Genomic DNA, 26217 nt, shown 5'->3' on the forward strand with positions numbered 1-26217 from the left:
ACCGGGCGGCACCACCCCCACCGCCCGGCCCCGCCCCACGACACCCGTCAGAACACCGGCACCCCCGCCCGCGTCAGCCGCCACCCCACCCGCGCGAACTCCGCCGGATCCACCGTCCCCCGCGCCTTCACCCACGCGATGATCGTGTTCCGGATCTCCTCCGAATTCACCCACACCTGCTGGGCCTTCGCCACGTGCGGGAAGTTCCCACCCCCACTCGCCCGGTAGTTGTTCACCGCCAGCACGAACCGCGCCTGCGGATCCACCACCTTCCCCTCGAACCGCAGATCCACGATCCGCGAACCCTCCGGCTGCGCGATGTCCACGTCATACGTCACCCCGTACAGCGCGTCGTAGTTGTAGTCCGGCGTGCCGTTCGCGTTCGTCAGCTTCGCCGGATCCACCACCGCGTCCGGAGCCGTCCGCGCGTAGTACCGCGCCGAGAACTCCAGATAGTCCTTCAGCTGCGCACCCGTGAGCAGCCGCGCCTCCAGCGTGTTCTCGAACGGATACAGGCCCGCCGCGTCCCGGATCGTCACCGCACCCGCCGGAATCCCCGCCGTCCGCGAGAAGCACGACGCCTGCGACAGCACCGGAAGCGCCGCGAACTCCCCGCCCGCCAGCGCCGCCCGCACCGTCTCCGCCTGCACATGGTTGATCAGATCGATGATCGGCACATCCTTGTACGGACCCTCGGCCGTGCTCATCGCCGCCTTCGACGTGCCGATGACCTGATTCACATACGCCACGACCTTCCGGTGCTCCTTCGCGAGCAGCCCCGTGATCGCAGGGTCCTCCGCCACCGTGTTGGAGTTCAGCACCCGCGCACCCACCGACTCCACCCGCCAGCGGCCCTTCGACCACACCAGGCCGAAGTCGAACAGCGTCAGACGCTGCCCCCACTTCAACGGCTCCGACAGCACCACCTTCTCGCCCGTGACCTCGTTCTCCACCACGTACTCGGGAATCTCCGTGTGCGCGTGCCCCACCAGGATCGCGTCGATCCCCGGCACCTTCCGCGCCACCAGCGCCGCCGCGTTCTCCACGTACGGCAACTGATCCCCGTACGACGACGTACCGCTCGAACCCGAGTGCGCCGACACCACCACCACGTCCGCGCCCATCGACCGCAGCCTCGGCACCCACTTCGCCGCCTGCTCCTCCAGACCCGGGAACGTCATCTTCCCCTGCACGTTCGCCTTGTCCCAGATCGCGATCCCCGGATTCGTCAGCCCCAGGACCGCCACCCGCACATCCCGCCCGTGCGGCGTCCGCAACCGGTGCATGCTGTACGGAGCGAACGCGGGCCGCAGCGTCCTCGCGTCCAACGCGTTCGCCCCCAGCAGCGGGAAGTCACACTGCTCCTCGAACTTCCGCAGCAGCGGAATCCCATAGTTGAACTCATGATTGCCGAGCGCCGCCGCGTCATAGCCGATCGCGTTCATCGCCCGCGCCATCGGATGCACCGGACCGCGCTCCGCCGTGATCGGATCGACCTTCGCGTAGTAGTACGACAACTGCGTGCCCTGAATCGTGTCACCCGCGTCGATCAACAGCGTGTTGCGGCGGCCCCGCTCCGCCCGGACCCGCCCCACCAGCGTGGAGATCTTCGCCAGGCCCACGTCGTTGTGGTCCTTGTCGTCGAACTCCCGGTCCGTGAAGTAGTCCCAGTTGAAGACGTTGCCGTGCAGATCCGTCGTCCCCATCACCGTGAACTCATAGCGCTTCGGCCGCCGCCCACCGGGCCCCGCGGCCGCCTCGGCCACCGGCGCCGCCGCACCCGCGAGGGCCACGCCCGCACCCGTAGCGGCGGACCCACCCAGGAACTTCCTCCGGTTCAACGGCATGACAAACTCCTCCAACACGACAAAAGCGGATACACAACAGGAATGAACAGCGGTAACGCGCGTAGATTCTGACCCGCCCGCGCAGCCCGCGACAGACCCGCCAGGTTTCGATCCGATGACTGTCCCGCACCCACCCGCAGTGCGACAGTGGCCCCATGACCACCCAGGACGACACCACCGACGCCACCGCCACCCACGCCACCGCCCACGCCCCGCGCGTAGCGGTCCGCGGCGAAGCCCACCTCGAAGTCGACCCCGAGTACGCCCGCATCGGCATCACCGTCAGCGCCCGCGGCAACGACCGCGCCACCGCCCTCGCCGACCTCACCCGCCGCAACAACACCGTCATCGAACTCGTCAAAAGCTACGGCGACGCCGTCGAACGCCTCGAAACCGGCGCCTTCTCCATCACCCCCGAACTCACCAAACGCGGCAAGGGCGAACGCGTCCGCACCTACCACGGCCGCGTCCACATCGCCGCCGAACTCACCGACTTCACCGCCCTCGGCGAACTCACCACCCGCGTCGCCGACCTCGACCTCACCCGCGTCGACGGCCCCTGGTGGGCCCTGCGCCCCACCTCACCCGCCCACCGCCACGCCCGCCAACAAGCCGTCAAGGAAGCCGTCCAACGCGCCCGCGAATACGCCGACGCCCTCGGCACCACCCTCGCCCACCTCATCGACATCGCCGACATCGGCGCCGACAACGCCCCCTACGCCTACCCCGCCGCCCCCGGCATGGCCCGCGCCGCCTACGGCGGAGCCACCCCCGAAGCCGCCGCCCCCCTCGACCTCGAACCCCAACGCCAGACCGTCCACGCCCAGGTCAACGCCCGCTTCACCCTCAACCCCCCACAACTGTGACCGCACCCGCAACGACCCTTGAACGCGCTCATCAGAGCACGCCCACGCACACTTCAACAGTTGTCAAAAACCCTTCATGCAACGGTTGTTGAGCAGTCACACCCAACCAATCCACTACCCATCGGTAAGCCCTAGTGTCGAACCATGCGCCGAGCGAAAATCGTCTGCACCCTGGGACCCGCCACCGACTCCTACGACCAGATCAAGGCCCTGGTCGAAGCCGGAATGGACGTGGCACGCTTCAACCTCAGCCACGGCACCTACGCCGACCACGAGGACCGCTACCAGCGCGTGCGCAAGGCCGCCGACGAGACCGGCCGCAGCGTCGGCATCCTCGCCGACCTTCAAGGCCCGAAGATCCGCCTCGGCCGCTTCCACGAAGGCCCCGTACTCCTCGAACGCGGAGACACCTTCACCATCACCGTCGAAAAAGACGCCCCCGGCGACCGCCACCAGTGCGGCACCACCTACGACGGCCTCGCCGCCGACGTCACCCCCGGCGAACACATCCTCGTCGACGACGGCAAAGTCACCCTCCAGGTCACCAACGTCGACGGCCCCCGCGTCACCACCACCGTCATCGAAGGCGGCATGGTCTCCGACCACAAGGGACTCAACCTCCCCGGAGTCGCCGTCTCCGTCCCCGCCCTCTCCGACAAGGACGAAGCCGACCTCCGCTGGGCGCTGCGCACCGGCTTCGACCTCATCGCCCTCTCCTTCGTCCGCACCGGCCGCGACATCGACGACGTCCACCGCATCATGGACGAGGAGAACCGCCGCCTCCCCGTCATCGCCAAGATCGAGAAACCCCAGGCCGTCGACAACATCGACGACATCGTCGCCGCCTTCGACGGCCTCATGGTCGCCCGCGGCGACCTCGGCGTCGAAATGCCCCTCGAACAGGTCCCCATCGTCCAGAAGCGCGCCATCAAACTCGCCAAGCGCAACGCCAAGCCGGTCATCGTCGCCACGCAGATGCTCGACTCGATGATCGACAACTCCCGCCCCACCCGCGCCGAAGCCAGCGACGTCGCCAACGCCGTCATCGACGGCACCGACGCCGTGATGCTCTCCGGCGAGACCAGCGTCGGCAAGTACCCCGTCGAGACGGTCCGCACCATGGCCCGCATCGTCGAGGCCGCCGAGGAGGACATCCTCGCCAAGGGCCTCCCGCCCCTGACCGAACGCAACAAGCCCCGCACCCAGGGCGGCGCCGTCGCCCGCGCCGCTGCCGAGATCGGCGACTTCCTCGGCGCGAAGTTCCTGGTCGCCTTCACCCAGTCCGGCGACACCGTCCGCCGCCTCTCCCGCTACCGCTCGCCCATCCCCCTCCTCGCCTTCACCCCCGACCCCGCCACCCGCGCCCAGCTCAACCTCACCTGGGGCGTCGAAACGTTCCTCGGCCCCCACGTCGACTCCACCGACGCGATGGTCGACCAGGTCGACGAGCACCTGCTGAAGATCGGCCGCTGCCAGAAGGGCGACACGGTCATCATCACCGCGGGCTCCCCACCCGGAGTCTCCGGCTCCACGAACCTGGTGCGGGTCCACCACATCGGCGAGGACGACACCCCTCGCTGACCCACTCCGCGGGGCCGCTCACACGGGGGAGCGGCCCCGCCCGGCCCGGTCTCAGTACTTGGGCCCGACGTGAGCGTCCATGAGGGCGACGGAGGCTTTGCGGGCGATGGATATGTTGAACGGGTCGCTGCCCCGGGCGAGGCTGGTCCACTCGACCCCGACCAGGTCGAGGGTGTCGGTGAACAGCTTCCGGATGTCGTCGGACTTGTTGGCGAAGAAGTAGCGGGGGTACTCGTAGCGCTTGCGTTCGCCCCCGACGAGCCGCGTGGTCCAGTTGGTGATGCGGCATCCGTCGGAGTGGATGAGCCCTCGGATGAATTCCCAGGGGTAACTGTCGACGATCTCCTGCTGCCAGGGTTCGAGAGCGATGACGCGCTCGTGTTTCCGGCCTGGGCCGTGCTGGGGGAACAGGCACGATATGTGCGTGGAGTAGAGCTTTACGTCCCGGCAACCCTTGCGGAGGACTCGGCATACGGAGTTTCTGGGGAAGACGAGACGCATGGCCTTCTCGCACTCATCCATGAGGCCTGGGTGAGATTCAGCGCACGTGATCGAGAGGCTGGGAGAGCGCATGGCGCGGTTCTTGCTGATGTGGCCATCGCCAAGATACAGGCCCAGGAGATAGGCGTACGCTGACCGATTCAACTCTCCGTCGCAGCGAGGGCACGGAGGCCCTACCCGACCAGGGCACTCGCCCCGCTTGGCTCGGTCCTCGTGTTTCCAGTAGCCGATCGTGCCGACCGGAACGTTCAGGCGCCGAGCGACGTCGGCGTTCCTGGCCCCGCCGCGCAAAAGCGTCAATGCCTTCTGTCGCACTTCTGTCCCGTGGAAGTTCATGCGACCACTCTGTGCGACTGATCGTGGCTCCACGTAGTAAATAGCAGAGTTTCACGAGAACGTGAAACTCCGCTATTCGGCGTGCCGGGTGCGGGATTCGAACCCGCACGCCCTTTCGGACAGATGTGTTTGAGACATCAGCGTCTGCCATTCCGCCAACCCGGCTGGGGGTGCCACAGCACCTTCGGCAGCATACCGGGTCACCGTGCAGCGCCGCAGCTAGGTACCCTGGCGGGGCAGCGCACCTGCCATACCAAGGAGCCCTCCGTGACCGCGCCCGAGTCGCCCCAGCCCGTAGAGACGACCGACGACGACCAGTCGCACGTCCCGCCGCTGACGACCCGTGTCGTCATCGCCGAGGACGAGGCGCTGATCCGCCTCGACCTCAAGGAGATGCTGGAAGAGGAGGGCTACACGGTCGTCGGCGAGGCCGGGGACGGGGAGACGGCGATCGAGCTGGCCCGGGAGCACAGGCCGGACCTGGTGATCCTGGATGTGAAGATGCCCGTCCTGGACGGGATCTCGGCGGCGGAGAAGATCGCGGAGGAGTCGATCGCGCCGGTGCTGATGCTGACGGCGTTCTCGCAGCGGGACCTGGTGGAGCGGGCGCGGGACGCGGGGGCGATGGCGTATCTGGTGAAGCCGTTCAGCAAGAGTGACGTGGTACCGGCGATCGAGATGGCGGTGTCGCGGTTCACGGAGTTGAAGGCGTTGGAGAAGGAGGTCGCGGACCTCACGCAGCGGCTGGAGACGCGGAAGCTGGTGGATCGGGCGAAGTCGATTCTGCAGACGGAGTACGGTCTGACGGAGCCCGCGGCGTTCCGTTGGATTCAGAAGACGTCGATGGATCGTCGGCTTTCGATGCAGCAGGTGGCGGAGGCTGTGATTGAGGACGCGGCGGAGAAGAAGGCGGCGAAGGGCTGAGCCGGTAGGGCGAGGCGAGAAGGTAAAGGGCGGCACCCCTGGGGGGTGCCGCCCTTTTCGTTGTGTGGGGCCAGGGGCCTAGTCCTCGCCGAGGTAGGCCTTGCGGACGGATTCGTCGTGGAGGAGGTCCTGTCCGGTGCCGGAGAGGACGACGCGGCCGACTTCCATGACGTGTCCGTGGTCGGCGAGGGAGAGCGCGGCTTGGGCGTTCTGTTCGACGAGGAGGATGGTGGTGCCTTGGGATTTGAGTTCGCTGATGGTGTGCATGATTTTCTGCATCATGATGGGGGAGAGCCCCATGGAGGGTTCGTCGAGCATGAGGAGTTTGGGTCGTGACATGAGGGCGCGGCCCATGGCGAGCATTTGTTGTTCGCCGCCTGAGAGGGTTCCTGCGGCTTGTTTGCGGCGTTCGCCGAGGATGGGGAAGAGGTCGTAGGCGCGTTGGATGTCCTTTTCGATGCCGGTGCGGTCGTCGCGGAGGTAGGCGCCTAGTTGGAGGTTTTCGGTGATGGTGAGGCGGGGGAAGATGTGGCGGCCTTCGGGGGAGTGGGCGAGGCCGCGGGCGACGATTTTGTGGGCGGGGGTTCCGGTGAGGGGTTGGCCGTCGAAGGTGATGGTGCCGGAGAGGGGTTTGAGGAGGCCGGAGAGGGTGCGGAGGGTGGTGGTTTTTCCGGCGCCGTTGGTGCCGATGAGGGTGACGACTTGTCCGGCTTCGACGGTGAAGGAGATGCCTTTGACGGCTTCGATTTTGCCGTAGGCGACCTTGAGGTCGTGGACCTCTAGGAGTGCGGTCACTTGGCTGTTCCTTCCGTGCCGGTGGCGCGGGCTGTGGTGCTGTCGTCTGTGGTGTCGGTGGGGGTGTCGTCGGGGGTGTCGGCGTCGGCTTCGGCGGCTTCGACTTCGGCGATTTCGGCGGCGCCGGGTGCGCCTTCGTAGGGGGTGCCGAGGTAGGCGGCGATGACGCGTTCGTCGGCCTGGACGGTTTCGGAGGTGCCTTCGACGAGTTTTTCGCCTTGGACGAGGACGGCGACGCGGTCGCAGAGGTTGAAGATGAACCGCATGTCGTGCTCGATGACGAGGACGGCGATGCCCTGGTCGCGGATGGCGAAGACGAGTTCTTCGGCGGCGCGGGTTTCTTGGGGGTTCATGCCCGCGGTGGGTTCGTCGAGGAGGAGGAGTCCGGGTTCGCTGGCGAGGGCGCGGGCGATTTCGAGCTTGCGTTGTTCGCCGTAGGGGAGGTTGCGGGAGAGGTGGTCGGCTTTGTGGGCGAGGCCGACGAATTCGAGGAGTTCCATGGCGCGGGCGTGGGACGCGGCTTCGGCTTTTTTGAATCCGGGGCCGCGGAGCAGTGCGCTCCAGAGTCCTTCTTTTGTTCTGGTGTGGCGTCCGACGAGGACGTTTTCGAGGACGGTCATGTTGGCGAAGAGGCGGATGTTCTGGAAGGTGCGGGCGATTCCGGCGTCGGTGACGAGGTGGGGTTTGGAGGGGAGGATGGTTCCTTTGTAGGAGACGGTTCCTTCGGTGGGGACGTAGAGGCCGGTGAGGCAGTTGAAGAAGGTGGTTTTTCCGGCGCCGTTGGGTCCGATGAGGCCGACGATTTCTCCGGTGTTGACGGTGAGGTCGACGGCGCGTACGGCGGTGAGTCCGCCGAAGCGCATGGTGACGCCTTTGGCTTCGAGGACGGTGGTGGTCGTGGTGGTGGTCATGGTGGTCACGCCCCCGCCTTGTGGACGCCGATGGTGCCTTCGGGGAGTTTTTGTTGTGCGGGGATGTCGAGTTGGTCGGTTTCGTGGTATTCGAGCTGGGCGCGGCGGTTGGGGACGAGGCCTTCGGGTCGGAATCGCATGAGGAGGATGAGGGCGAGTCCGAAGAGGAGGAGTTGGTAGTCCTCGAGGAATTGGAGTTTGGCGGGGATGAGGTAGAGGAGGGCGGCACCGATGAGGGGGCCGCTGATGGTGCCCATGCCGCCGAGGATGACGGCGGCGAGGAGGAAGGCGGAGTTGGGGGGACGGTGTTGGCGAAGAGGTATTGCTCGGGGGTGATGCTGTAGGAGACGTGGGCTTGGACGCTTCCGGCGAATCCGGCGAGGGTGGCGCCGAGGGCGAAGGCGATGAGTTTGACGCGGAAGCCGTTGATGCCCATGGCGGTGGCGGCGGTTTCGTCTTCGCGGATGGCGACCCAGGCGCGGCCGATGCGGGATTCTCCGCTGCGGCGGAAGACGAGGACGACGACGGCGGTGAAGAGGAGCATCAGCAGGTAGTAGTTGGCGGGTCTGCTGAGGGTGAATCCGGCGATGTCGTGTTCGGTGCCGAGGTTGTAGCCGAGGAGTTCGAGGTCGGGGATGTTGGGGATGCCTTGGGCACCGTTGGTGAGGTCGGGGCCTGAGTTGCCGTTGAGGTTGTTCATGGTGATGCGGAAGATTTCGCCGAAGCCGAGGGTGACGATGGCGAGGTAGTCGCCGCGGAGCCTGAGGGTGGGGGCGCCGATGACTACGCCGAAGATGAGGGAGGCGGCGGCGCCGGTGAGGACGGCGGCCCAGAAGGGGAAGTGGACGTCGAAGGTGGAGGCGGGGCTTCCGGAGACGAGGGCGGCGGTGTAGGCGCCGACGCCGAGGAATGCGACGTATCCGAGGTCGAGGAGTCCGGCGAGGCCGACGACGACGTTCAGGCCGAGGGCGACGGTGGCGAAGATGAGGATGTTGACGCCGATGAGGGCGTAGCTGGCGTCGCTTTGGGTGAGGGGGAAGAGGGCGGCGGCGATGAGGGCGGCGGTGAGGGTGATGTTGCGGTGTTTGGCGGTGAGGGTGGTGAGGCGGGGGATGAGTCCGGCGCGGTGGAGTGCGGTGGCGCTGAAGGCGGTGGTGATGAGGAAGCCGATGAAGAGTTCGTCGTAGGCCTCGATGCCGTAGGCGAAGACGTAGAGGCCGATGCCGAAGGCGGCGGCGATGATGAGGATTTCGAGGGTGGAGTTGAGTTCTTTGGCGCGTTTGGGGGTGGGGGCTTTGAGGCTGTGGCGGAGGCGTTGCCAGGGGTTGGTGCTGTCGGTGTCGGGGGTGTCGGTGGGGAGGGCGAGGGCGCCGATGGTGGCGGTGAGGGCGCCGATGCCGGAGATCCAGGCTCCGGGTTCGAGGTTGACGATGCCGCCGAGGTGGTCGGTGATGGCGCCCATGGTGTAGCCGGTGGTGCCGAGGACGCCGAGGGTGAGGAGGAGTACGGGGCTGTGGGTGCCGCCGGGGGTGAGCCAGCGGAGGCCGCGGAGGTGGTAGGTGGCGAGGGTGAAGAGGAGGGTGAGGGCGGATCCGATGAGGGTGAGGATTTGGAGGCCGCCGGGGTAGCCGGTGACGGTGAGGTCGCCGGGGAAGGCGGTGGTCCAGGTCCAGGGGAGGAAGGTGCCGATGAGGGCGGTGGTGGATCCGGTGAGGATGAGGGGGCGGGTGAGGTTTTGGGGGAGGGGGATGAGGGGGGTGGTGGTGCCGGTGGTGGGTTTGGTGTGGTTGGGGGTGTTGGAGGTGGTGGTGGTCATGGGTATCACGCCCGATCCGCGACGCGTTCGCCTAGGAGCCCTTGGGGCCTGAGGAGGAGGACGAGGATGAGGAGGGCGAAGGCCCAGACGTCCTTCCAGGCGCCGCCGCCGAACTGTTCCATGCCGGGTACGTCGTGCATGTATCCGGTGGCGAGGGCTTCGGCGACGCCTAGGACGATGCCGCCGAGCATGGCTCCGTAGATGTTGCCGATGCCGCCGAGTACGGCTGCGGTGAAGGCTTTGAGGCCCATGATGAAGCCCATTTTGAAGCCGACTTGGCCGTTGTGGAGGCCGTAGCCGACGGCGGCTATGGCGGCGAAGGCGGCGCCGATGGCGAAGGCCATGACGATGATGCGGTCGGTGTTGATGCCCATGAGTTTGGCAGTGTCGGGGTCTTGGGCGGTGGCTTGCATGCCGCGTCCGGAGCGGGTTTTGTTGACGTACCAGCCGAGGATGAGCATGCACAGGGGTGCGGCGATGATGAGGAAGAAGTCGCCGCGTTGGATGTCGGCGCCGAAGACATGGACGGGGTCGCCGCTGAATTGGGGGAAGGTGCGGTCTTTCTTGGCGTCGGGGTACCACTTCCAGACGGCTTGTTGGAGGAGGATGGACAGGCCGATGGCGGTGATGAGGGGGGCGAGTCGTGGGGCGCCGCGCAGGGGGCGGTAGGCGAAGCGTTCTGCGGCGGTGCCGACGGCGACGGAGCAGATGACGCCGCCGATGATCATGAGGGGGATCATGGCGAGGAGGGAGAATCCGTCGGGGAGCCAGAGGGAGACGGTGAGGGCGCCGAAGCCTCCGACCATGAAGATCTCGCCGTGGGCGAAGTTGATGAGTTGGACGATTCCGTAGACCATCGTGTAGCCGATCGCGATGAGACCGTACATCGCGCCGAGGATGAGTCCATTGGCTAGCTGTTGCGGCAGTTCGTTCACCGCAGGGCCTCCGTGGGTTCGGATATGGCACCGCGCGGGAGCGCTGGTAGCGCGTCCCGCGCGGCCTTGAGTCAATGGGTGTGGGGTTGGGTCAGCGTGGCTTGTAGGCCTCGCTGAACTTGGATTCCCACTTGTTGCTCTTGTTCACCTGGTACGCGGTCATCATCGTGTTCGTGGTGTCGCCGTACTTGTCGAAGGAGACGGTTCCTGTGACGCCGTCGAACTTGACCTTGCTCATGGCTTCGAGGACTTTTTCGCGGCCGTTGTCGGGGAGCTTGCCGTCGTTTTCCTGGACGGCGATCTTGACGGCTTCGATGATGGACCAGGTGGCGTCGTAGGTGCCGCCACCGTAGGTCTCCATGTTTTCTTTGTAGTTCTTGTTGTATTCCTCGATGAACTTCTTCGCGGAGTCGAGTTCCTCGACGGGCTTGCCGACGGAGGTGCCGAGGTCGCCGATGGCCTTCTTGTTGAGCTTGGGGAACTCTTCGCTCTTCATGCCGTCGCCGCCCATGAGGGGGATCTTGGCGCCGGACTCCTTGAGCTGTTGGCTGAGGGGGGCGGCGGCGGGGTATTCGCCGCCGTAGTAGACGGCTTGGGCGCCCCTGCCCTTGACTTTGGAGGCGACGGACTTGAAGTCGCGGTCGTCGGGGTTGATGTGGTCCTGGCCGACGACCTTGCCGCCGAGGTCGATGAAGGTGTCCTTGAAGGAGGCGGCGAGTCCGGCGCCGTAGGTCTTCTGGTCGTCGATGACGTAGACCTTCTTGATCTTCGCTTTCTGGAACAGGTACTGGGCGGCGAACTGGCCTTGTACCTGGTCGGTGGTGGCGGTGCGGAAGAAGGTCTTGAACTGGCGCTTCTTGTCGCCGGTCTTCCAGCCGTCGCCCTGGGTGAGTTCGGTGCCGGTGTTGGCGGGCGAGACCTGGGTGAGGTTGGCGTCGTTGAACGGCTTCTGCATCGACTGGGAGACGCTGGAGTTGAGGGGGCCGACGACGCCGAGGACGTCGTCGTTGCTGATGAACTTCTGTGCGTTCTGGCCGCCGACGGAGGGCTGGGCCTGGTCGTCGAGGGGTTCAAGTTTGAACTTGATGCCGTCGACGGTGTTCTCCTTGTTGGCGGTTTTGACGGCCAGCTCGGCGGAGTTGCGCATTCCGATGCCCAGGGCGGAGAGGTCGCCGGTCAGGGGGGCGTCGAAGCCGATGACGACGGTCTTCTCGCCGCCGCCGTTGTCGTCCTTGTCCTTGTCGCGCGATCCGCAGGCGGTGAGGGTCAGTGCCCCTGTGGTCAACACCGTGGTGAGGATGAGCGCGGAACGGTTTCGCACGATTGGTCCTTTCCCCAGGCGCGGCCCTCTGCTAGGGCCGTGAAGATCGCCGGGCCGTACTGGTGGTGGTACCGGGCCGTGCAATTCAGTTCGCGCCCGGCGGCGCGGTGACTGGCCGTGACTCTAAGGGCGTAATTGATCCTGGTGGAGTGGTCGGACCAAGGCTGTGACGCTCTTGTTATGCCGCGGGGCATTCCGTCCGTGAAGGCGGGGGCCGGTTGTGGCGGAATATGCACGCTTCGGCGCATCCGGCATAGCCGAACGTGCAGGACTGTTCTCTGGTTTTACTCCTGACGGAAGTGTGCGGAACGGTGTGCTCCCCGCGTCCCGTAAAGATCCTTTACGGGCTCCGCCCCGCTATTCGATCTTCGTCCTCACATTGCCCGCGTATTACACAGCGTTACGTTCATGAAAAAGGAGCAGATCATTCCGTGGCACTTTTCCGCATACGCGAATGTGGGTGGTCAGGAGTGTTTTTGCGGAGCACTCCTGTTCCTCCGGTGAAGGGAAGCGCTTCCCAGGGGCCTGGGGGCGGGCCGGGCGGCGCGGCGCGGCCGTGGCCGCGGGGCGTACGGGGGGTGTGTCGCGGCCGTTACCAAGGGTTGCCGGTGGGGGAGCCGCCGCGGTAGCGGGCCCGGCACTTCTCGCGGACCTGGCGCGTCATCACCGTCCGCCCCGCGGCGGCCCCGTGCCGCTTCCGCTCCGCCCGTCCCGCGCTCAGGGCGCCGCGCAGGATCTCGTACTGCCCGTAGGAGAGCCCCATGTGCTGGTAGTCCCCGTACACGTCCCTGCGCCCGTCGTAGACGTCGCGAGCCCAGGCGAGGACCACGCTGGCGCACAGGTCTCCGGGGGAGGTGGTGCGGGTGCGGGGGCTGCTGGGCCCGTCGGGGGCGGTGGGGCCGCTGGCCGAGCAGGCGCCGACGGTGACGGCGAGGGTGAGGGCGAGGGCGAGCGGTGCCTGGCGGAGGGCCGTCCTGCGGTGCCTCATGGCGGCGACGGTAGCCCGGAGGGGGTCCTTCCACCAGGGCTCGGTCTCGCGGGCGCCCGGTTCTCAGGGGGCGGTCACGGGCGGCGGGTGGGCGAGGGCGCGGCGGCGGCAGGCCCCCGGTGGCCGGCGGGCGGCGGCAGGGGCCCACGGCCGGAGGGTGGGCCCCAGGGCGCTCAGGGCGGGGTCAGCCGCCGTTGGCCCCGTCGGCGGGGCGCAGTGCGCAGGTCAGGCGCGCGCTGCACACCCGCCGCCCCTCCTCGTCCTGGATGGCGATCTCGTACGTCGCCGAGGTCCGCCCCCGGTGCACCGGTGTGGCCACTCCTGTGACCAGCCCGGACCGCGCCCCCCGGTGGTGTGTGCAGTTCAGGTCGACGCCCACGGCGAGCTTCCGGCTGCCGCCGTGGAGCATGGAGCCGATGGAGCCGAGGGTCTCGGCGAGCACCGCGGAGGCCCCGCCGTGCAGCAGCCCGTACGGCTGGGTGTTGCCCTCGACGGGCATGGTGCCGACGACACGGTCGGCGGAGGCCTCCAGGATCCGCACCCCCATCCGGTCGCCGAGGTTCCCGGCGGAGAACAGGGCGGGCAGGTCGATGCCGAGCCCGGCGTACTCGTCGATGACCTCTTGCGGGAACTTCGTGATGTGCTGCTCGCCCATAGGGCCGGGCTCCGTTCGTCGACGACACCTGAAACACGGACAACTACACGGACAACTGGCTGAGCGAACGCTCAGTCGGTAGGGGATTGTTCCAGGCGGACGACGACGGACTTGCTGGCGGGGGTGTTGCTGGTGTCGGCGGTGGCGTCGAGCGGGACGAGGACGTTGGTCTCGGGGTAGTACGCGGCGGCGCAGCCCGGTGCCGTGGGGTAGTGCACGACGCGGAAGCCGGGGGCGCGTCGCTCGACGCCGTCTTTCCACTCGCTGACCAGGTCCACGTAGGCTCCGTCGGCGACGCCGAGGGCGTGGGCGTCGGCGGGGTTGACCAGGACGACGCGGCGGCCGTTCCTGATGCCGCGGTAGCGGTCGTCCAGGCCGTAGATCGTGGTGTTGTACTGGTCGTGGGAGCGCAGGGTCTGCAGCAGCAGGCGGCCTTCGGGGACCGTGGGGTACTCGACGGGCGCGGCGGTGAAGTTGGCCTTGCCGGTGGCGGTGGGGAAGCGGCGCTCGTCGCGGGGGGCGTGCGGCAGCGCGAAGCCGCCGGGCCGGGCCACGCGCGCGTTGAAGTCCTCGAAGCCGGGGACGACGCGGGCGATGCGGTCGCGGACGCGTCCGTAGTCCTGCTCGAACTCCTCCCAGGGCGTGGCCGATTCGGGGCCGAGGACGCGCCGGGCCAGGCGGCAGACGATGGCGGGCTCGGACAGCAGGTGCGGGCTCGCGGGCTCCAGGCGGCCGCGGGAGGCGTGCACCATGCCCATGGAGTCCTCGACGGTGACGAACTGCTCGCCGCCGGTCTGGAGGTCGCGCTCGGTGCGGCCGAGCGTCGGCAGGATCAGGGCGCGGGCGCCGGTGACGGCGTGCGAGCGGTTCAGCTTCGTCGACACGTGCACCGTCAGGCGGGCGCGCCGCATCGCGGCTTCCGTGACCTCCGTGTCGGGGGACGCGGAGACGAAGTTTCCGCCCATGGCGAAGAACACCTTGGCGTCGCCGTCGCGCAGCGCGCGGATGGCGCGGACGACGTCCAGGCCGTGGTGGCGCGGCGGGGCGAAGCCGAACTCCTTCTCCAGGGCGTCGAGGAAGGCGGGCGCGGGGCGCTCGAAGATGCCCATGGTGCGGTCGCCCTGCACGTTGGAGTGGCCGCGCACGGGGCAGACGCCCGCTCCGGGGCGGCCGATGTTGCCGCGCAGGAGCAGGAAGTTGACGACCTCGCGGATGGTGGGCACGGCGTGCTTGTGCTGGGTCAGGCCCATCGCCCAGCACACGACGGTGCGCTGGGAGGCGAGGACCATGCGCAGGGCCTCCTCGATGCGGGCGCGGTCCAGGCCGGTGGCGGTGAGCGTCTCGTCCCAGCCGGCCGCGCGGGCGGCGGCGGCGAAGTCCTCGTATCCGTGGGTGTGGTCCCGTACGAAGGTCTCGTCGACGGCGCCTTCGGTCTCCAGGATCAGCTTGTTCAGGAGGCGGAAGAGGGCCTGGTCGCCGCCGATGCGGATCTGGAGGAACAGGTCGGTGAGGGCGGTGCCCTTGAGCATGCCCTGGGGGGTCTGGGGGTTCTTGAAGCGCTCCAGGCCCGCTTCGGGCAGCGGATTGACCGTGATGATCTTCGCGCCGCCGCGCTTGGCCTTCTCCAGGGCGGAGAGCATGCGCGGGTGGTTGGTGCCCGGGTTCTGTCCGGCGACGATGATCAGGTCCGCTTGGTGGAGGTCCTCCAGGAGGACGCTGCCCTTGCCGACGCCGAGGGTTTCAGTGAGGGCGGAGCCGGACGACTCGTGGCACATGTTCGAACAGTCCGGGAGGTTGTTCGTGCCGAGTTCGCGGGCGAAGAGCTGGTACAGGAACGCCGCTTCGTTGCTGGTGCGGCCCGAGGTGTAGAAGAGGGCCTCGTCGGGGGAGGCGAGCGCGGCCAGCTCCTCGGCGACGATGTCGAAGGCGCGGTCCCAGGACACCGGTTCGTAGTGCGTGCCGCCCTCCGGCAGGTACATGGGGTGGGTGAGGCGGCCCTGCTGGCCCAGCCAGTACCCGCTGCGGGTGGCGAGGTCGGCCACGGGGTGGGCGGCGAAGAAGTCGGGGGTGACGCGGCGCAGCGTGGCCTCTTCGGCGACCGCCTTCGCCCCGTTCTCGCAGAACTCGGCCTTGTGGCGGTGGTCGGGCTCGGGCCAGGCGCAGCCGGGGCAGTCGAAGCCGTCCTTCTGGTTGACCCGCAGCAGCGTCAACGCCGTGCGCCGCACGCCCATCTGGCGCTGGGCCACGCGCAGGGTGTGGCCGATGGCGGGCAGTCCCGCGGCGGCGTGCTGCGCGTCCGCGACCTGCGGCGCGTCCTGGACCGGGTCACCCTTGGGCGGCTTGCTTGCCATCGTCTGCTCCCCTTCGAGCGCGCAACGCGAGTACGTGTCCGATCCTCCCACGCGGCACTGACAGCGGGCCCGCGCGGGCGGCCGGGGCGAAGGGGCCTCGGGGAGCGGGGCGACGCCGACACCCGGGGCGTCGGCGGGCGGGGCGGGGCCGAGTGTCAGTGGGGCGTGGCAGGATCGGGGGCGTGGCAGAGAAAGCATCGAAGAAGACCGAGAAGACGACCGCCGGCGACCGGCCGCGCCTGCTCCTGATGGACGGGCACTCCCTGGCGTACCGAGCGTTCTTCGCGCTGCCCGCGGAGAACTTCACGACGGCGACGGGCCAGCCGACGAACGCGATCTACGGCTTCGCGTCGATGCTGGCGAACACGCTCCGTGACGAGGCGCCCACGCACTTCGCGGTGGCGTTCGACGTGTCGCGCAAGACGTGGCGCTCCGAGGAGTTCGCGGAGTACAAGGCGAACCGCTCCAAGACCCCGGACGAGTTCAAGGGGCAGGTGGAGCTGATCGGCGAGCTGCTCGACGCGATGCACGCGGTGCGGTTCGCGGTGGACGGCTTCGAGGCGGACGACGTCATCGCGACGCTCGCCACGCAGGCCGAGGCCGAGGGCTTCGAGGTGCTGATCGTCACGGGCGACCGGGACTCCTTCCAGCTCATCACGGACCATGTGACGGTGCTCTACCCGACGAAGGGCGTCTCGGAGCTGACCCGCTTCACTCCGGAGAAGGTCCAGGAGAAGTACGGCCTGACCCCGAGCCAGTATCCGGACTTCGCGGCGCTGCGCGGCGACCCCTCGGACAACCTGCCGGGCATCCCCGGCGTCGGCGAGAAGACGGCCGCGAAGTGGATCAACCAGTTCGGTTCGTTCGCGGAGCTGGTGGAGCGCGCCGAGGAGGTCAAGGGCAAGGCCGGGCAGAACTTCCGCGACCACCTGGAGGCGGTGAAGCTCAACCGCCGCCTCACGGAGATGGTGCGCGACGTGGAGCTGCCCAAGGCGGTCGCCGACCTGGAGCGCGCTCCGTACGACCGCAAGGCGGTCGCGATGGTCCTGGACACCCTGGAGATCCGCAATCCGTCGCTGCGTGAGCGGCTGCTCGCCGTGGACCCGGGTGCGGAGGAGGCCGAGCAGACCCCTCTCGCCGAGGGCGTGGAGCTGGACGGCGCGGTGCTCGGCACGGGCGAGGTGGCCCCGTGGCTGGCGGAGCACGGCAAGGCCGTCCTGGGCCTGGCGACGGTCGACTCGTGGTCCCTTGGTACCGGCTCGGTCACGGAGGTCGCGCTCGCCGCGGCCGGGGGCGCGGCCGCCTGGTTCGACCCGGCGCAGCTGGACGAGGCCGACGAGAAGGCGTTCGCGGCCTGGCTCGCGGACGCGAAGAAGCCGAAGGTGCTCAACAACGCCAAGGGCGCGATGCGGGTCTTCGCCGAGCACGGCTGGACCGTCGAGGGTGTCACCATGGACACCGCCCTCGCCGCGTACCTGGTCAAGCCGGGCCGCCGCTCCTTCGACCTGGACGCCCTGTCCCTGGAGTACCTGGGCCGTGAGCTGGCGCCCGCCGCCGAGTCCGACGGCCAGCTGGCCTTCGGTACGGAGGACGACGAGCAGGCCGAGGCCGAGGCCCTGATGGTGCAGGCCCGCACGATCCTCGACCTGGGGGAGGCGTTCGGCGAGAAGCTCAAGGAGGTGGGCGCCGCCGGGCTGCTCACGGACGTGGAGCTGCCGACGTCCGCGCTGCTCGCCCGCCTGGAGCGGCACGGCATCGCCGCCGACCGCGCCCATCTGGAGTCCATGGAGCAGCAGTTCGCGGGCGCCGTGCAGCAGGCGGTGAAGGAGGCGCACGCGGCGGCGGGCCACGAGTTCAACCTGGGCTCGCCCAAGCAGCTCCAGGAGGTCCTCTTCGGAGAGCTGGGCCTGCCCAAGACGAAGAAGACGAAGACCGGGTACACGACGGACGCGGACGCGCTCGCCTGGCTCGCCGCCCAGACGGACAACGAACTTCCGGTGATCATGCTCCGCCACCGCGAGCAGGCGAAGCTGCGCGTCACCGTGGAGGGCCTGGTCAAGACGATCGCCGCGGACGGCCGCATCCACACGACGTACAACCAGACGGTGGCCGCGACGGGCCGCCTGTCGTCGACGGATCCGAACCTGCAGAACATCCCGGTGCGCACGGACGAGGGCCGCGCCATCCGCCGCGGCTTCGTGGTCGGCGAGGGCTTCGAGTCCCTGATGACCGCCGACTACAGCCAGATCGAGCTGCGGGTGATGGCGCACCTGTCGGAGGACGAGGGCCTCATCGAGGCGTTCACCTCCGGCGAGGACCTGCACACCACGGTCGCCTCGCAGGTGTTCGGCGTGGACCGCTCGGCCGTCGACGCGGAGATGCGCCGCAAGATCAAGGCCATGTCGTACGGCCTGGCGTACGGCCTGTCGGCGTTCGGCCTGTCCCAGCAGCTGAACATCGAGGCGGCCGAGGCCCGCGCCCTGATGGACACCTACTTCGAGCGGTTCGGCGGCGTGCGCGACTATCTGCGCCGTGTCGTCGACGACGCCCGCGCCACGGGGTACACGGAGACGATGCTGGGCCGCCGCCGCTATCTGCCGGACCTCAACAGCGACAACCGGCAGCGCCGTGAGATGGCCGAGCGCATGGCGTTGAACGCGCCGATCCAGGGCACGGCCGCGGACATCGTCAAGGTCGCCATGCTGAACGTGGACCGGGCGCTGACACAGGCGAGGCTCACCTCCCGGATGCTGCTCCAGGTCCACGACGAGATCGTCCTGGAGATCGCCCCGGGCGAGCGCGAGGCGGTGGAGGAGCTGGTGCGCCGGGAGATGTCCGCCGCCGTGTCGCTGCGGGCGCCGCTGGACGTGTCGGTGGGTGTGGGCGCGGACTGGGAGTCGGCAGCGCACTAGCCTCCCGGCGGGGGGCGGGTCCCGGGGCGCCGCCCCTCGGGGGTTCCCCCTTCGCGGGGTGGGCGTTGATCGCCCTTCGGGCTCGTCCTCAAACGCCGGACGGGCTTGATGCTCCGCGCACCCGCCCGGCAGTCCGCCCGCCCGTCCGCGCGGCGGTCCGTCCGTGCGCCCGTTCCGCTCCGTGCGTCCCCTTCCGGATACGCGGAGATGAACGGGTGCGGGACGGTAGCCGAACAGGGACAGGACCGTGACTGGCCTATCCGACAAAATCGGACGCGAACAGGTGTCTCGGCGCCGCGAGTTGTCGTAGTGTCGCCTGAGCTGCCCCTTGGCGGCGCCAGAAGGAGCGCCGGGAGGGCACGGGCAGGTCGTCAAGGGAGGGATTCACGGACATGGCGCCGGTATTCGGCAAGCGGCTGCGCAAGGCGACGGTGACGTCCGCGGTCGCCGCCGCGGCGGTGGCGGCGCTGGCCGCCTCGCAGGCCCCTGGTGTGGCGACTCCGGACAAGGCGCCGGGCGGGCAGGCGGCGGACGCCTCGCAGCCGCCCGCCCCGGACTCGGCCACCGGCAACTCGCCGTACTACACGGACCTGCCGCCCCTGAAGACCCCTCCGCCGCCGAACACCGAGCCCGGCGGCGGCGCCGCGAAGGGCGACCCCGAGGCGGGCCTCCCGGCCACGGTCCTCGACGCCTACAAGAAGGCCGAGGCGGCCGTGCGGTCCGAGCGCCCCGGCTGCAACCTCCCCTGGCAGCTGCTGGCCGCGATAGGCAAGGTCGAATCCGGCCAGGCCCGCGGCGGCCGCGTCGACGCCGACGGCACGACCCTCACGCCCATCCTCGGCCCGGTCCTGGACGGCAACGGCTTCGCGAAGATCACCGACACGGACGGCGGCGCCTACGACGGCGACACCACGCACGACCGCGCCGTGGGCCCCATGCAGTTCATCCCGTCGACCTGGAAGACCTCCGGCCAGGACGGCAACGGCGACGGCAAGAAGGACCCGAACAACATCTACGACGCCGCGCTCGCCGCCGCCCACTACCTGTGCGGGAAGGACCGCGACCTCGCCGTCGAGGACGACCTGCACGCCGCGATCCTCAGCTACAACCAGTCCACGGAGTACCTGAACACGGTCCTGTCGTGGCTGGAGTACTACCGCAAGGGCACCCACGAGATCCCCGACGGCACCGGCGTGCTGCCCGACGACCGCAACCGCAGCGACGACCGCGACGACCGCGGCGACCGCACCCCGCGCCCCGGCTCCTCCGCGCGGCCGCCCTCCCACAGGCCCTCGCCGTCCACGCCGCCCAAGCCCCTCCCCAGGCCGCAGCAGCCGGACAAGCTGCCGCCGGACGAGACCACCCGCCCCGGCACCCCCGGCGGCGGCTCCGGAAAGCCCACCCCGAAGCCCCCGCAGCAGCCCCAGGACCAGGTCAAGCGCCTGAAGAACACCGGCCCGGACGAGGTCACCGCGACCGCGGGCGACGCCTTCGACGAGCGCGTCGCGGTGCGCGCCGAGGACCGCTCCGGCAAGGGCGTCGCCAAGGTCAAGGTCCGCTTCACCATCAGCGGGGACACCGACACGCGCTTCGCTGGCGGCGCCCGCAGCGTCACCCTCAGCACCGACGGCACCGGCACGGTCACCTCGCCCGAGCTGCGCGCCGGTGAGAAGACCGGCGCGTTCACGGTGCGCGCCCTGGTCGTGGGCCGCTCCCTGGACCGCGTCGAGGTGCCCGGCACGGTCACCGGCCGCAAGGCCGACGCGCTCGCCCGCATCGGTGACGAGCCGCTGACCTGCGCCCCGGGCAAGGCCTTCGCCGAGCAGGTCCAGGTCAAGGCGACGTACAAGGGCGACAGCGCCGCCGGAGTCGCCGCCACCGCCACGATGATCACGTCGGCGACCCGGCCGACGGTGAACGACAAGGGCCCCTACTTCAAGGACGCCGACGGCAAGCCGGTCCGCGTCCTCAAGGGCCTCAGGACGGACAAGAACGGCAAGCTGCTGCTGCCGAAGATGTACGCCGACGACAAGACCGGGACGTATCTGCTGCGCATCGTCACCGACGGCGGCGCCACGCTCACCGTCGAGCTGAAGGTGACGGCCGACAAGCCGACCGAGACCCCGTCCGGCACGCCGAGCACGACGCCCAGCGGCACACCGAGCGGTACGCCGAGTTCCACACCGAGTTCCACACCGAGCGGCACGTCCAGCACGCCGCCCAGGCGCTGACCCGCCCGCCACCCAGGCACTGGCCCGCACGCCGCCCCAGGGCTGGCCCGCACGCCGCAGCCGCCGACCGCCCCCGCGCCACCCACGGCACGGGGGCGGCCCGCTGCCGCCCTCCCGCCGCCGCTCCCCTCGCGGCCCGCTGCCACCGCCCACGGCCGCCGACCCCGTACGACGTGTTCTCATCTCACCCGCGCGTTGCTACGGTGCCCCCGCCCTGACGAACAGTCAGATCCCGGCTTCCGGTCGCCGCCTCGGGAGGCCCGTATGCGTGCCCTGATCGCCGCCGCCACCGGCCTCGTCGTCGCGCTCGCGCTCGTGTGGACGGTCACGGCGATCGGCGCGCCGCCGGGCGAGACCTCGCCCGAGCCGCTGCTCACCACCGTCCCCGCGCACCCGTAGGGGAGGGCCGCCATGCGCCGCAAGGCCAGCCTGGTCCTGCTCGCCCTCGCCGTGTTCTTCGCGGCCCTGTCGCCGCTGCTGCGCTGGTACGCCTTCCCCCGCCTGGTCAAGGTCCCGCCGAGCCAGTACCAGACGACGGTGCTGGAGGCGAAGCCCGCGACGCTCATCGACTACGGCACGATGAAGGCGAAGCGCGTGCCCAAGGTCACCGTCGTACAGACCCTCAAGGGCGATGTGGCGGCCTCCGAGAAGGTCGAGCGGTCCGCCGACCGCGACGTGGTCGTCTGGGACGGCCTGACCTACGTCCAGGGCCCCGACGGCAAGATGGTCTCCAAGATCCCCGAACGCTACGTCTTCGACGCCCACAGCCAGCAGCCCGTCCACACCAGCGGCGAGATGGTCGACGGCGACCCGGTCAAGCGCGAGGGCATCGAGTTCAAGTGGCCCTTCCTGACTGAGAAGCGGGACTACCGGTACTTCGACGCGCAGGCCCGCGTGACCAAACCCATCCACTACAAGGGCACCCGGACGTTCCGCGGCCTGGAGGTCTACTACTTCGAGCAGTCCATCCCCTGGACCAGGGTCCCCATGCCCAAGACGCTGCCGGTCAAGGGCCTCACGGCCAAGTCCCTCGCCAAGACCGGCACGACCCGCTGGTACTCCACGGTGCGCAGGTTCTGGGTCGAGCCGACCACCGGGGCGCCGGTGTACGGGGAGGAGATCCACCAGGAGGAGCTGCGCGGCGGCACCCTGCTCGGCGACCGCGACAAGGTCACGGCGTTCTCCGGGCACGTGAAGATGCGCGAGGACTACATCGAGGACACCGTCGACCTCGTCAGGTCCCAGCGGCTGCTGATCCTGCTGATCACCTCGTACCTGCCGTGGGGCTTCCTCGTCCTTGGCGTGCTGCTGCTCGCCCTCGCCCTGTGGCTGGAGGCCCGCGGCCGCGGACCGGACGACCCGGAGCCCACACAGGAGACGGCGCCGCAGCCGCAGCCCGCGAACGCCTAGCCCGCCTCTCCGTAGCGGCTCGCGTGTCTCCGTAGAGGCCCGCGTGTCTCCGTAGAGGGCCGCGCGTCCCCGTATCTCCGTAGAGAGGTCCTCTCCGTAGAGAGGTCCGCGTGTCCCCGAGGGGCGCCGCCGCCGCGGGCTAGGCGCCCCGCTCCTGCCGTGCCTTCGTGTGCCGCGTCGGCTGCGCGGTGGCCGGGTCCTCGGGCCACGGGTGCTTCGGGTAGCGGCCGCGCAGCTCGGCCCGCACCGAGCGGTAGCCGTCGCGCCAGAACGAGGCGAGGTCGGCGGTGACGGCCGCCGGGCGCCCGGCCGGTGACAGCAGGTGCACGAGCAGCGGCACGCCCGCCACGCGCGGGGTGTCGTCGAGCCCGAACATCTCCTGCACCTTCACGGCGAGCACCGGCCGCTCGGGATCGGCGTAGTCGACGCGGATCCGGGAGCCGCTGGGCACCGTGACGCGCTCCGGGGCCAGCGCGTCCAGGCGGGCCGCCTCGCCGCTCGCCCACGGCAGCAGCCGGGTGAGCGCCTGCCCGGCGTCGACGCGCCCCAGGTCCGCGCGGCGCCGGGCCCGCCCCAGCTCCGGCTCCAGCCAGTCGTCGGCCCGCGCCAGCAGCGCCTCGTCGGACACGTCCGGCCACGGCTCGCCCAAGTGCCGCCGCAGGAACCGCAGCCGGTCGCGCAGCGCCACCGCGTCCCGGTCCCAGCGCAGCAGCTCGACGCCCTCGCGCCGCAGCCCCTGAAGCAGTCCGGCGCGTACGAGGGCGGGGTCCACGTCCTTGAGCGGCCGCACCGCCAGCTCCACCGCGCCGAGCCGCTCGACGTGCCGCGCCACCAGGTCGCCGTCCACCCAGGCCACCTCGTCGCGCTCCGCGTACAGCGGTGCGGCGGCGGCGCGGGCGGTGTCCTCGTCGACGGCCGCACCGAGCCGCACGCGCGCGTGCCCCGCCCCGGCGGGCCGGTCGGCCACCGCCACGGCCACCCAGGGCGCCCCGCCCAGCCCTGACCCGGCGCCCGTCTCGGCGCGCGTGCCGCCGACCATGAGGTACGTCCCGTCACCCGCGCGCCGGGCGACGCGCTCGGGGAAGGCCAGGGCGACGACGAGCCCCACGACGGCCTCGTCCCCGGGAGCGGCCCCCGTCTCCGGAGCGTCGGCACGCGTCCCCCCTGGTGCCGGGCGACCGGCGGACGACCGGGCAGCCGCCCGCTCCGAAGGCACCGCCCGCTCCGAAGACACCGCCGACGCGGCCCCGGCAGCCGACGTCAGCCGCCGCACCTCCGCCCGCCAGCGCCCCGCGTACCCGTCGCCACCCCGCCGGGCGCTCCGAAGCGCCGCCGCCACGTCATCCCCGTACTCCCGTGGCGGCTCCTCGCTCAGCAGCGCGACCACCTCGGCGGCCCGGCGCGCGCCGACCCGGGGTGCCGCGTCCAGGAGGGCGCGGGCCAGCCGGGGGTGCACGCCGACGCGGGCGAGCCGGGCGCCGCGCCGGGTGGCGCGCCCCGCGTCCACCGCCCCGATGGCCGTCAGCACCTCACGGGCGGCCGCCATGGCGCCCGCGGGCGGCGCGTCGAGCAGGGCGAGCCCCGAGGCGTCCGGGTCGCCCCAGCAGGCCGCCTGGAGCGCGAACGCCGTCAGGTCGGCGACCCTGATCTCGGGGGAGGGGAAGCGCGGCAGCCGGGTGTCCTCGGCCTCGCTCCAGCACCGGTACACCGTGCCCGGCGCCTGGCGGCCCGCCCGGCCCGCGCGCTGCCGCCCGGCGGCCTGCGAGGCCCGTACCGTCGTCAGGGAGCTGAGCCCGCGCGCATGGTCCACGCGCGGCTCCCGCGCGAGCCCGGAGTCGACCACGACCCGCACGCCCGGCACCGTCAGGGACGACTCCGCCACGGACGTCGCGAGCACCACCCGGCGCCGCGCCCCCGGGGAGAGCACCGCGTCCTGCGCCGCCGCGGGGGCCCGCCCGTGCACCTGGAGGACGTCCACCCCGTCCAGGTCGCCCAACTGCCCGGCCACCCGGCCGATCTCGCCGACGCCCGGCAGGAAGCACAGCACGTCCCCCTCCCGCTCCCGCAGCGCCCGCCGCACCACGGAGGCCACGTGCGTGAGCAGCGCCGGATCCACCCGCATCCCGTGCGGCGGCCGCACCGGGCGCGCGGGCGGGGCCCACACCACCTCCACGGGGTACGAGGTCCCGGAGGCCGTCACTACGGGGGCACCGCCCAGGACCCGCGCCCACCCCTCCGCGTCCGTGGTGGCCGACGCCGCCACCAGCCTCAGGTCCGGGCGCAGCGCCTCACGCACGTCGATCAGGAAGGCCGCGACGGTGTCGGCGTCCAGGTGCCGCTCGTGGCACTCGTCGAGGATCACGACGTCCACGCCCGCCAGCTCCTGGTCGCGCTGGAGCCGCTGGAGCAGCACGCCGGTGGTGACGACCTCCACGCGCGTGCCCGGACCCACCACGCGCTCGCCGCGCACCGTGTAGCCGACGTTGCCGCCCACCTCCTCGCCGAGCAGCCACGCCATCCGCCGGGCGGCGGCCCGCGCGGCGATGCGCCGGGGCTCGGCCACCACGACCCGGCGCGCGGGCCCGGCGCCGCCCGCGAGCCCGGCGAGGGCCAGCGGCACGAGCGTCGTCTTGCCCGTGCCGGGAGGCGCGCACAGCACGGCGGCGCCCGGCCCCTCCAGGGCGTCGCGCAGCGCGGGCAGCGCCTCGCGCACGGGCAGGTTCAGGGCGTCGTCACGGATCACGCCCCCAGTGTCGTACGGGCCCGGCGGGCTCCCGCCGCGCCCCCAGGGACGATCAGTCCCGCTCGCACACGAAGATGGCCGTCCCCGGGATCAGGTTCCCGCGCAGCGGGGACCAGCCGCCCCACTCCTGGGTGTTCCACGCGGGCCACTCCGGCTCGACCAGGTCCACCAGGCGGAAGCCGCTCGCGACGACGTCCCGCACCCGGTCGCCGAGCGTGCGGTGGTGCTCGACGTACACCGCGCGGCCGTCGTCGTCCTGCTCGACGTACGGAGTGCGGTCGAAGTACGAGGCCGCGACCGACAGGCCCTCGGGGCCCGGCTCGTCGGGGAACGCCCAGCGGATCGGGTGCGTCACGGAGAACACGAACCGCCCGCCGGGGCGCAGCACGCGCCGCACGTCGCGCAGCACCCGCACCGGGTCGGCGACGAACGGCAGCGCCCCGTACGCGGAGCACGCGAGGTCGAAGGAGCCGTCCGCGAAGGGCAGCGCGCCCGCGTCGGCGCACACGAGGGGAAACGATCCGCCGATGCGCAGCGCGTGCTGGAGCTGGCGGTGGGAGAGGTCCAGGGCCACCGGGCGCGCGCCCTGCCCGGCCAGCCAGCGCGCGCACTGCGCGGCGCCCGCGCCGATCTCCAGGACGTCCTTGCCCTTCAGGTCCTCCGCCGGGCCGAGCAGCTCCGCCTCGACCTCGTCGAGCCCCTCGGGCCCCCACACGAAGCGGTCGTCCCCGAGGAACGTGCCGTGCTCGGTCTGGTAGTCGTCCGCGTTACGGTCCCACCAGCCCCGGTTGGCGTGGACACTCTCGGTGGCGGACGCGTCGCGGCGGGTGGCTTCGGGCTCGGGTGCGTCGGGCGCTTGGATGATCGGCTCCCTCGTCGGTACTCTGCGGTCTTCCCGCAGTGGGACGCGGCGCGGCAGGGCGCGGTGCGGCCCGTGTGGCCTCATGTAACTCGTTTTGTGCCGGGTATGCGGCGATCCGCCCCGGGTGTGCGCCTTCGCGCATTGACCCTGTCGGACGGCCCCCGTATGCTACAAGTTGCGCTGCGGGCCTGCGTTCCTCAGACATAGCAGGTTGCGCTCGCGTCTGTTGTAT

The 26217-nt window shown here is 70.3% G+C and carries 18 protein-coding genes, 1 tRNA gene and 1 pseudogene; 7 read left to right on the plus strand and 13 right to left on the minus strand.

Annotation, left to right across the window (positions count from 1 at the left end):
- Window positions 1-47 precede the first annotated feature (47 nt).
- Window positions 48-1847, minus strand: a complete 1800-nt coding sequence (locus tag ACOBQU_RS29190) for a bifunctional metallophosphatase/5'-nucleotidase (RefSeq protein ID WP_423631053.1) — start codon at window positions 1845-1847, stop codon at window positions 48-50.
- 155 nt (window positions 1848-2002) lie between these two features.
- Here ACOBQU_RS29190 and ACOBQU_RS29195 point away from each other — a divergent pair, with 155 nt between their 5' ends.
- Both ACOBQU_RS29195 and pyk read left to right on the plus strand, forming a co-directional pair.
- Window positions 2003-2713, plus strand: coding sequence for an SIMPL domain-containing protein (locus ACOBQU_RS29195; RefSeq protein WP_423631055.1), 711 nt, complete (start codon window positions 2003-2005; stop codon window positions 2711-2713).
- A 144-nt stretch (window positions 2714-2857) separates the two neighbouring features.
- Window positions 2858-4294 (plus strand): pyruvate kinase, encoded by a 1437-nt coding sequence (gene pyk / locus ACOBQU_RS29200; protein WP_423631057.1) that lies wholly within the window; start codon window positions 2858-2860, stop codon window positions 4292-4294.
- 51 nt (window positions 4295-4345) lie between these two features.
- Here the strand turns inward: pyk and ACOBQU_RS29205 are convergent, their stop codons facing one another.
- Entirely contained in the window at window positions 4346-5131 is a 786-nt protein-coding gene (locus tag ACOBQU_RS29205) for a helix-turn-helix domain-containing protein (protein ID WP_423631059.1), read from the minus strand.
- 82 nt (window positions 5132-5213) lie between these two features.
- A tRNA-Leu gene (locus ACOBQU_RS29210) sits at window positions 5214-5296 on the minus strand.
- Window positions 5297-5398: 102 nt separating this feature from the next.
- Here ACOBQU_RS29210 and ACOBQU_RS29215 point away from each other — a divergent pair.
- Complete coding sequence (locus tag ACOBQU_RS29215) at window positions 5399-6055, plus strand: ANTAR domain-containing response regulator (RefSeq protein WP_423631060.1); 657 nt, start codon at window positions 5399-5401, stop codon at window positions 6053-6055.
- 78 nt (window positions 6056-6133) lie between these two features.
- Here ACOBQU_RS29215 and ACOBQU_RS29220 read toward each other — a convergent pair whose 3' ends face one another.
- The 8 genes and pseudogenes from ACOBQU_RS29220 to ACOBQU_RS29255 form a co-directional block, all read right to left on the minus strand.
- Window positions 6134-6850: an ABC transporter ATP-binding protein gene (locus ACOBQU_RS29220; RefSeq protein ID WP_423631062.1), complete on the minus strand. Its 717-nt coding sequence runs from the start codon at window positions 6848-6850 to the stop codon at window positions 6134-6136.
- Complete coding sequence (locus ACOBQU_RS29225) at window positions 6847-7761, minus strand: ABC transporter ATP-binding protein (protein WP_423634786.1); 915 nt, start codon at window positions 7759-7761, stop codon at window positions 6847-6849. Before ACOBQU_RS29225 ends, ACOBQU_RS29220 begins: the two co-directional genes overlap by 4 nt.
- 5 nt (window positions 7762-7766) lie before the next feature.
- Window positions 7767-9577, minus strand: a pseudogene (locus ACOBQU_RS29230) (branched-chain amino acid ABC transporter permease).
- A gap of 5 nt (window positions 9578-9582) precedes the next feature.
- Entirely contained in the window at window positions 9583-10512 is a 930-nt protein-coding gene (locus ACOBQU_RS29235) for a branched-chain amino acid ABC transporter permease (RefSeq protein WP_423631064.1), read from the minus strand.
- A gap of 91 nt (window positions 10513-10603) precedes the next feature.
- Entirely contained in the window at window positions 10604-11833 is a 1230-nt protein-coding gene (locus ACOBQU_RS29240) for a branched-chain amino acid ABC transporter substrate-binding protein (RefSeq protein WP_423631066.1), read from the minus strand.
- A gap of 592 nt (window positions 11834-12425) precedes the next feature.
- On the minus strand, window positions 12426-12821 hold the full coding sequence (locus ACOBQU_RS29245; protein ID WP_423631068.1) for a hypothetical protein: 396 nt from the start codon (window positions 12819-12821) through the stop codon (window positions 12426-12428).
- A gap of 184 nt (window positions 12822-13005) precedes the next feature.
- The gene (locus ACOBQU_RS29250; protein ID WP_423631070.1) at window positions 13006-13476 is read right to left on the minus strand and encodes a PaaI family thioesterase; all 471 of its coding nucleotides are present in this window, start codon (window positions 13474-13476) and stop codon (window positions 13006-13008) included.
- Between the two features lie 71 nt (window positions 13477-13547).
- The gene (locus ACOBQU_RS29255) at window positions 13548-15827 is read right to left on the minus strand and encodes an FdhF/YdeP family oxidoreductase (RefSeq protein ID WP_423631072.1); all 2280 of its coding nucleotides are present in this window, start codon (window positions 15825-15827) and stop codon (window positions 13548-13550) included.
- 182 nt (window positions 15828-16009) lie between these two features.
- On the opposite strand from ACOBQU_RS29255, the gene polA reads away from it, so the two are divergent.
- The 4 genes from polA (at window position 16010) to ACOBQU_RS29275 (ending at window position 22380) form a co-directional block, all read left to right on the plus strand.
- Window positions 16010-18739: a DNA polymerase I gene (gene polA / locus ACOBQU_RS29260; protein ID WP_423631074.1), complete on the plus strand. Its 2730-nt coding sequence runs from the start codon at window positions 16010-16012 to the stop codon at window positions 18737-18739.
- A 392-nt stretch (window positions 18740-19131) separates the two neighbouring features.
- Window positions 19132-20970 carry a lytic transglycosylase domain-containing protein gene (locus ACOBQU_RS29265; RefSeq protein ID WP_423631076.1) on the plus strand — a complete coding sequence of 613 codons (1839 nt, stop codon included), beginning with the start codon at window positions 19132-19134 and terminating at the stop codon, window positions 20968-20970.
- Window positions 20971-21234: 264 nt separating this feature from the next.
- Window positions 21235-21369, plus strand: coding sequence for an SPW_0924 family protein (locus tag ACOBQU_RS29270; protein ID WP_423631078.1), 135 nt, complete (start codon window positions 21235-21237; stop codon window positions 21367-21369).
- A 12-nt stretch (window positions 21370-21381) separates the two neighbouring features.
- Window positions 21382-22380 (plus strand): DUF3068 domain-containing protein, encoded by a 999-nt coding sequence (locus tag ACOBQU_RS29275; protein ID WP_423631080.1) that lies wholly within the window; start codon window positions 21382-21384, stop codon window positions 22378-22380.
- Window positions 22381-22519: 139 nt separating this feature from the next.
- On the opposite strand, the gene hrpB is transcribed toward ACOBQU_RS29275, so the two are convergent.
- Window positions 22520-25123 (minus strand): ATP-dependent helicase HrpB, encoded by a 2604-nt coding sequence (gene hrpB, locus ACOBQU_RS29280; protein WP_423631082.1) that lies wholly within the window; start codon window positions 25121-25123, stop codon window positions 22520-22522.
- 52 nt (window positions 25124-25175) lie between these two features.
- Window positions 25176-26069 (minus strand): class I SAM-dependent methyltransferase, encoded by an 894-nt coding sequence (locus tag ACOBQU_RS29285; protein ID WP_423631084.1) that lies wholly within the window; start codon window positions 26067-26069, stop codon window positions 25176-25178.
- Window positions 26070-26217: the final 148 nt, after the last annotated feature.

It is taken from the genome of Streptomyces sp. G45 (assembly GCF_049542095.1).
In the GTDB taxonomy this organism is placed as follows: domain Bacteria; phylum Actinomycetota; class Actinomycetes; order Streptomycetales; family Streptomycetaceae; genus Streptomyces.

Coding starts and splice junctions, on each gene's coding strand:
- ACOBQU_RS29195 (WP_423631055.1), top strand. CDS start 2,003: ATGACCACCCAGGACGACACCACCGACGCCACCGCCACCCACGCCACC.
- ACOBQU_RS29225 (WP_423634786.1), bottom strand. CDS start 7,761: ATGACCACCACCACGACCACCACCGTCCTCGAAGCCAAAGGCGTCACC.
- ACOBQU_RS29285 (WP_423631084.1), bottom strand. CDS start 26,069: ATGAGGCCACACGGGCCGCACCGCGCCCTGCCGCGCCGCGTCCCACTG.
- ACOBQU_RS29250 (WP_423631070.1), bottom strand. CDS start 13,476: ATGGGCGAGCAGCACATCACGAAGTTCCCGCAAGAGGTCATCGACGAG.
- pyk (WP_423631057.1), top strand. CDS start 2,858: ATGCGCCGAGCGAAAATCGTCTGCACCCTGGGACCCGCCACCGACTCC.
- ACOBQU_RS29245 (WP_423631068.1), bottom strand. CDS start 12,821: ATGAGGCACCGCAGGACGGCCCTCCGCCAGGCACCGCTCGCCCTCGCC.
- ACOBQU_RS29275 (WP_423631080.1), top strand. CDS start 21,382: ATGCGCCGCAAGGCCAGCCTGGTCCTGCTCGCCCTCGCCGTGTTCTTC.
- ACOBQU_RS29255 (WP_423631072.1), bottom strand. CDS start 15,827: ATGGCAAGCAAGCCGCCCAAGGGTGACCCGGTCCAGGACGCGCCGCAG.
- ACOBQU_RS29270 (WP_423631078.1), top strand. CDS start 21,235: ATGCGTGCCCTGATCGCCGCCGCCACCGGCCTCGTCGTCGCGCTCGCG.
- ACOBQU_RS29205 (WP_423631059.1), bottom strand. CDS start 5,131: ATGAACTTCCACGGGACAGAAGTGCGACAGAAGGCATTGACGCTTTTG.
- ACOBQU_RS29190 (WP_423631053.1), bottom strand. CDS start 1,847: ATGCCGTTGAACCGGAGGAAGTTCCTGGGTGGGTCCGCCGCTACGGGT.
- ACOBQU_RS29265 (WP_423631076.1), top strand. CDS start 19,132: ATGGCGCCGGTATTCGGCAAGCGGCTGCGCAAGGCGACGGTGACGTCC.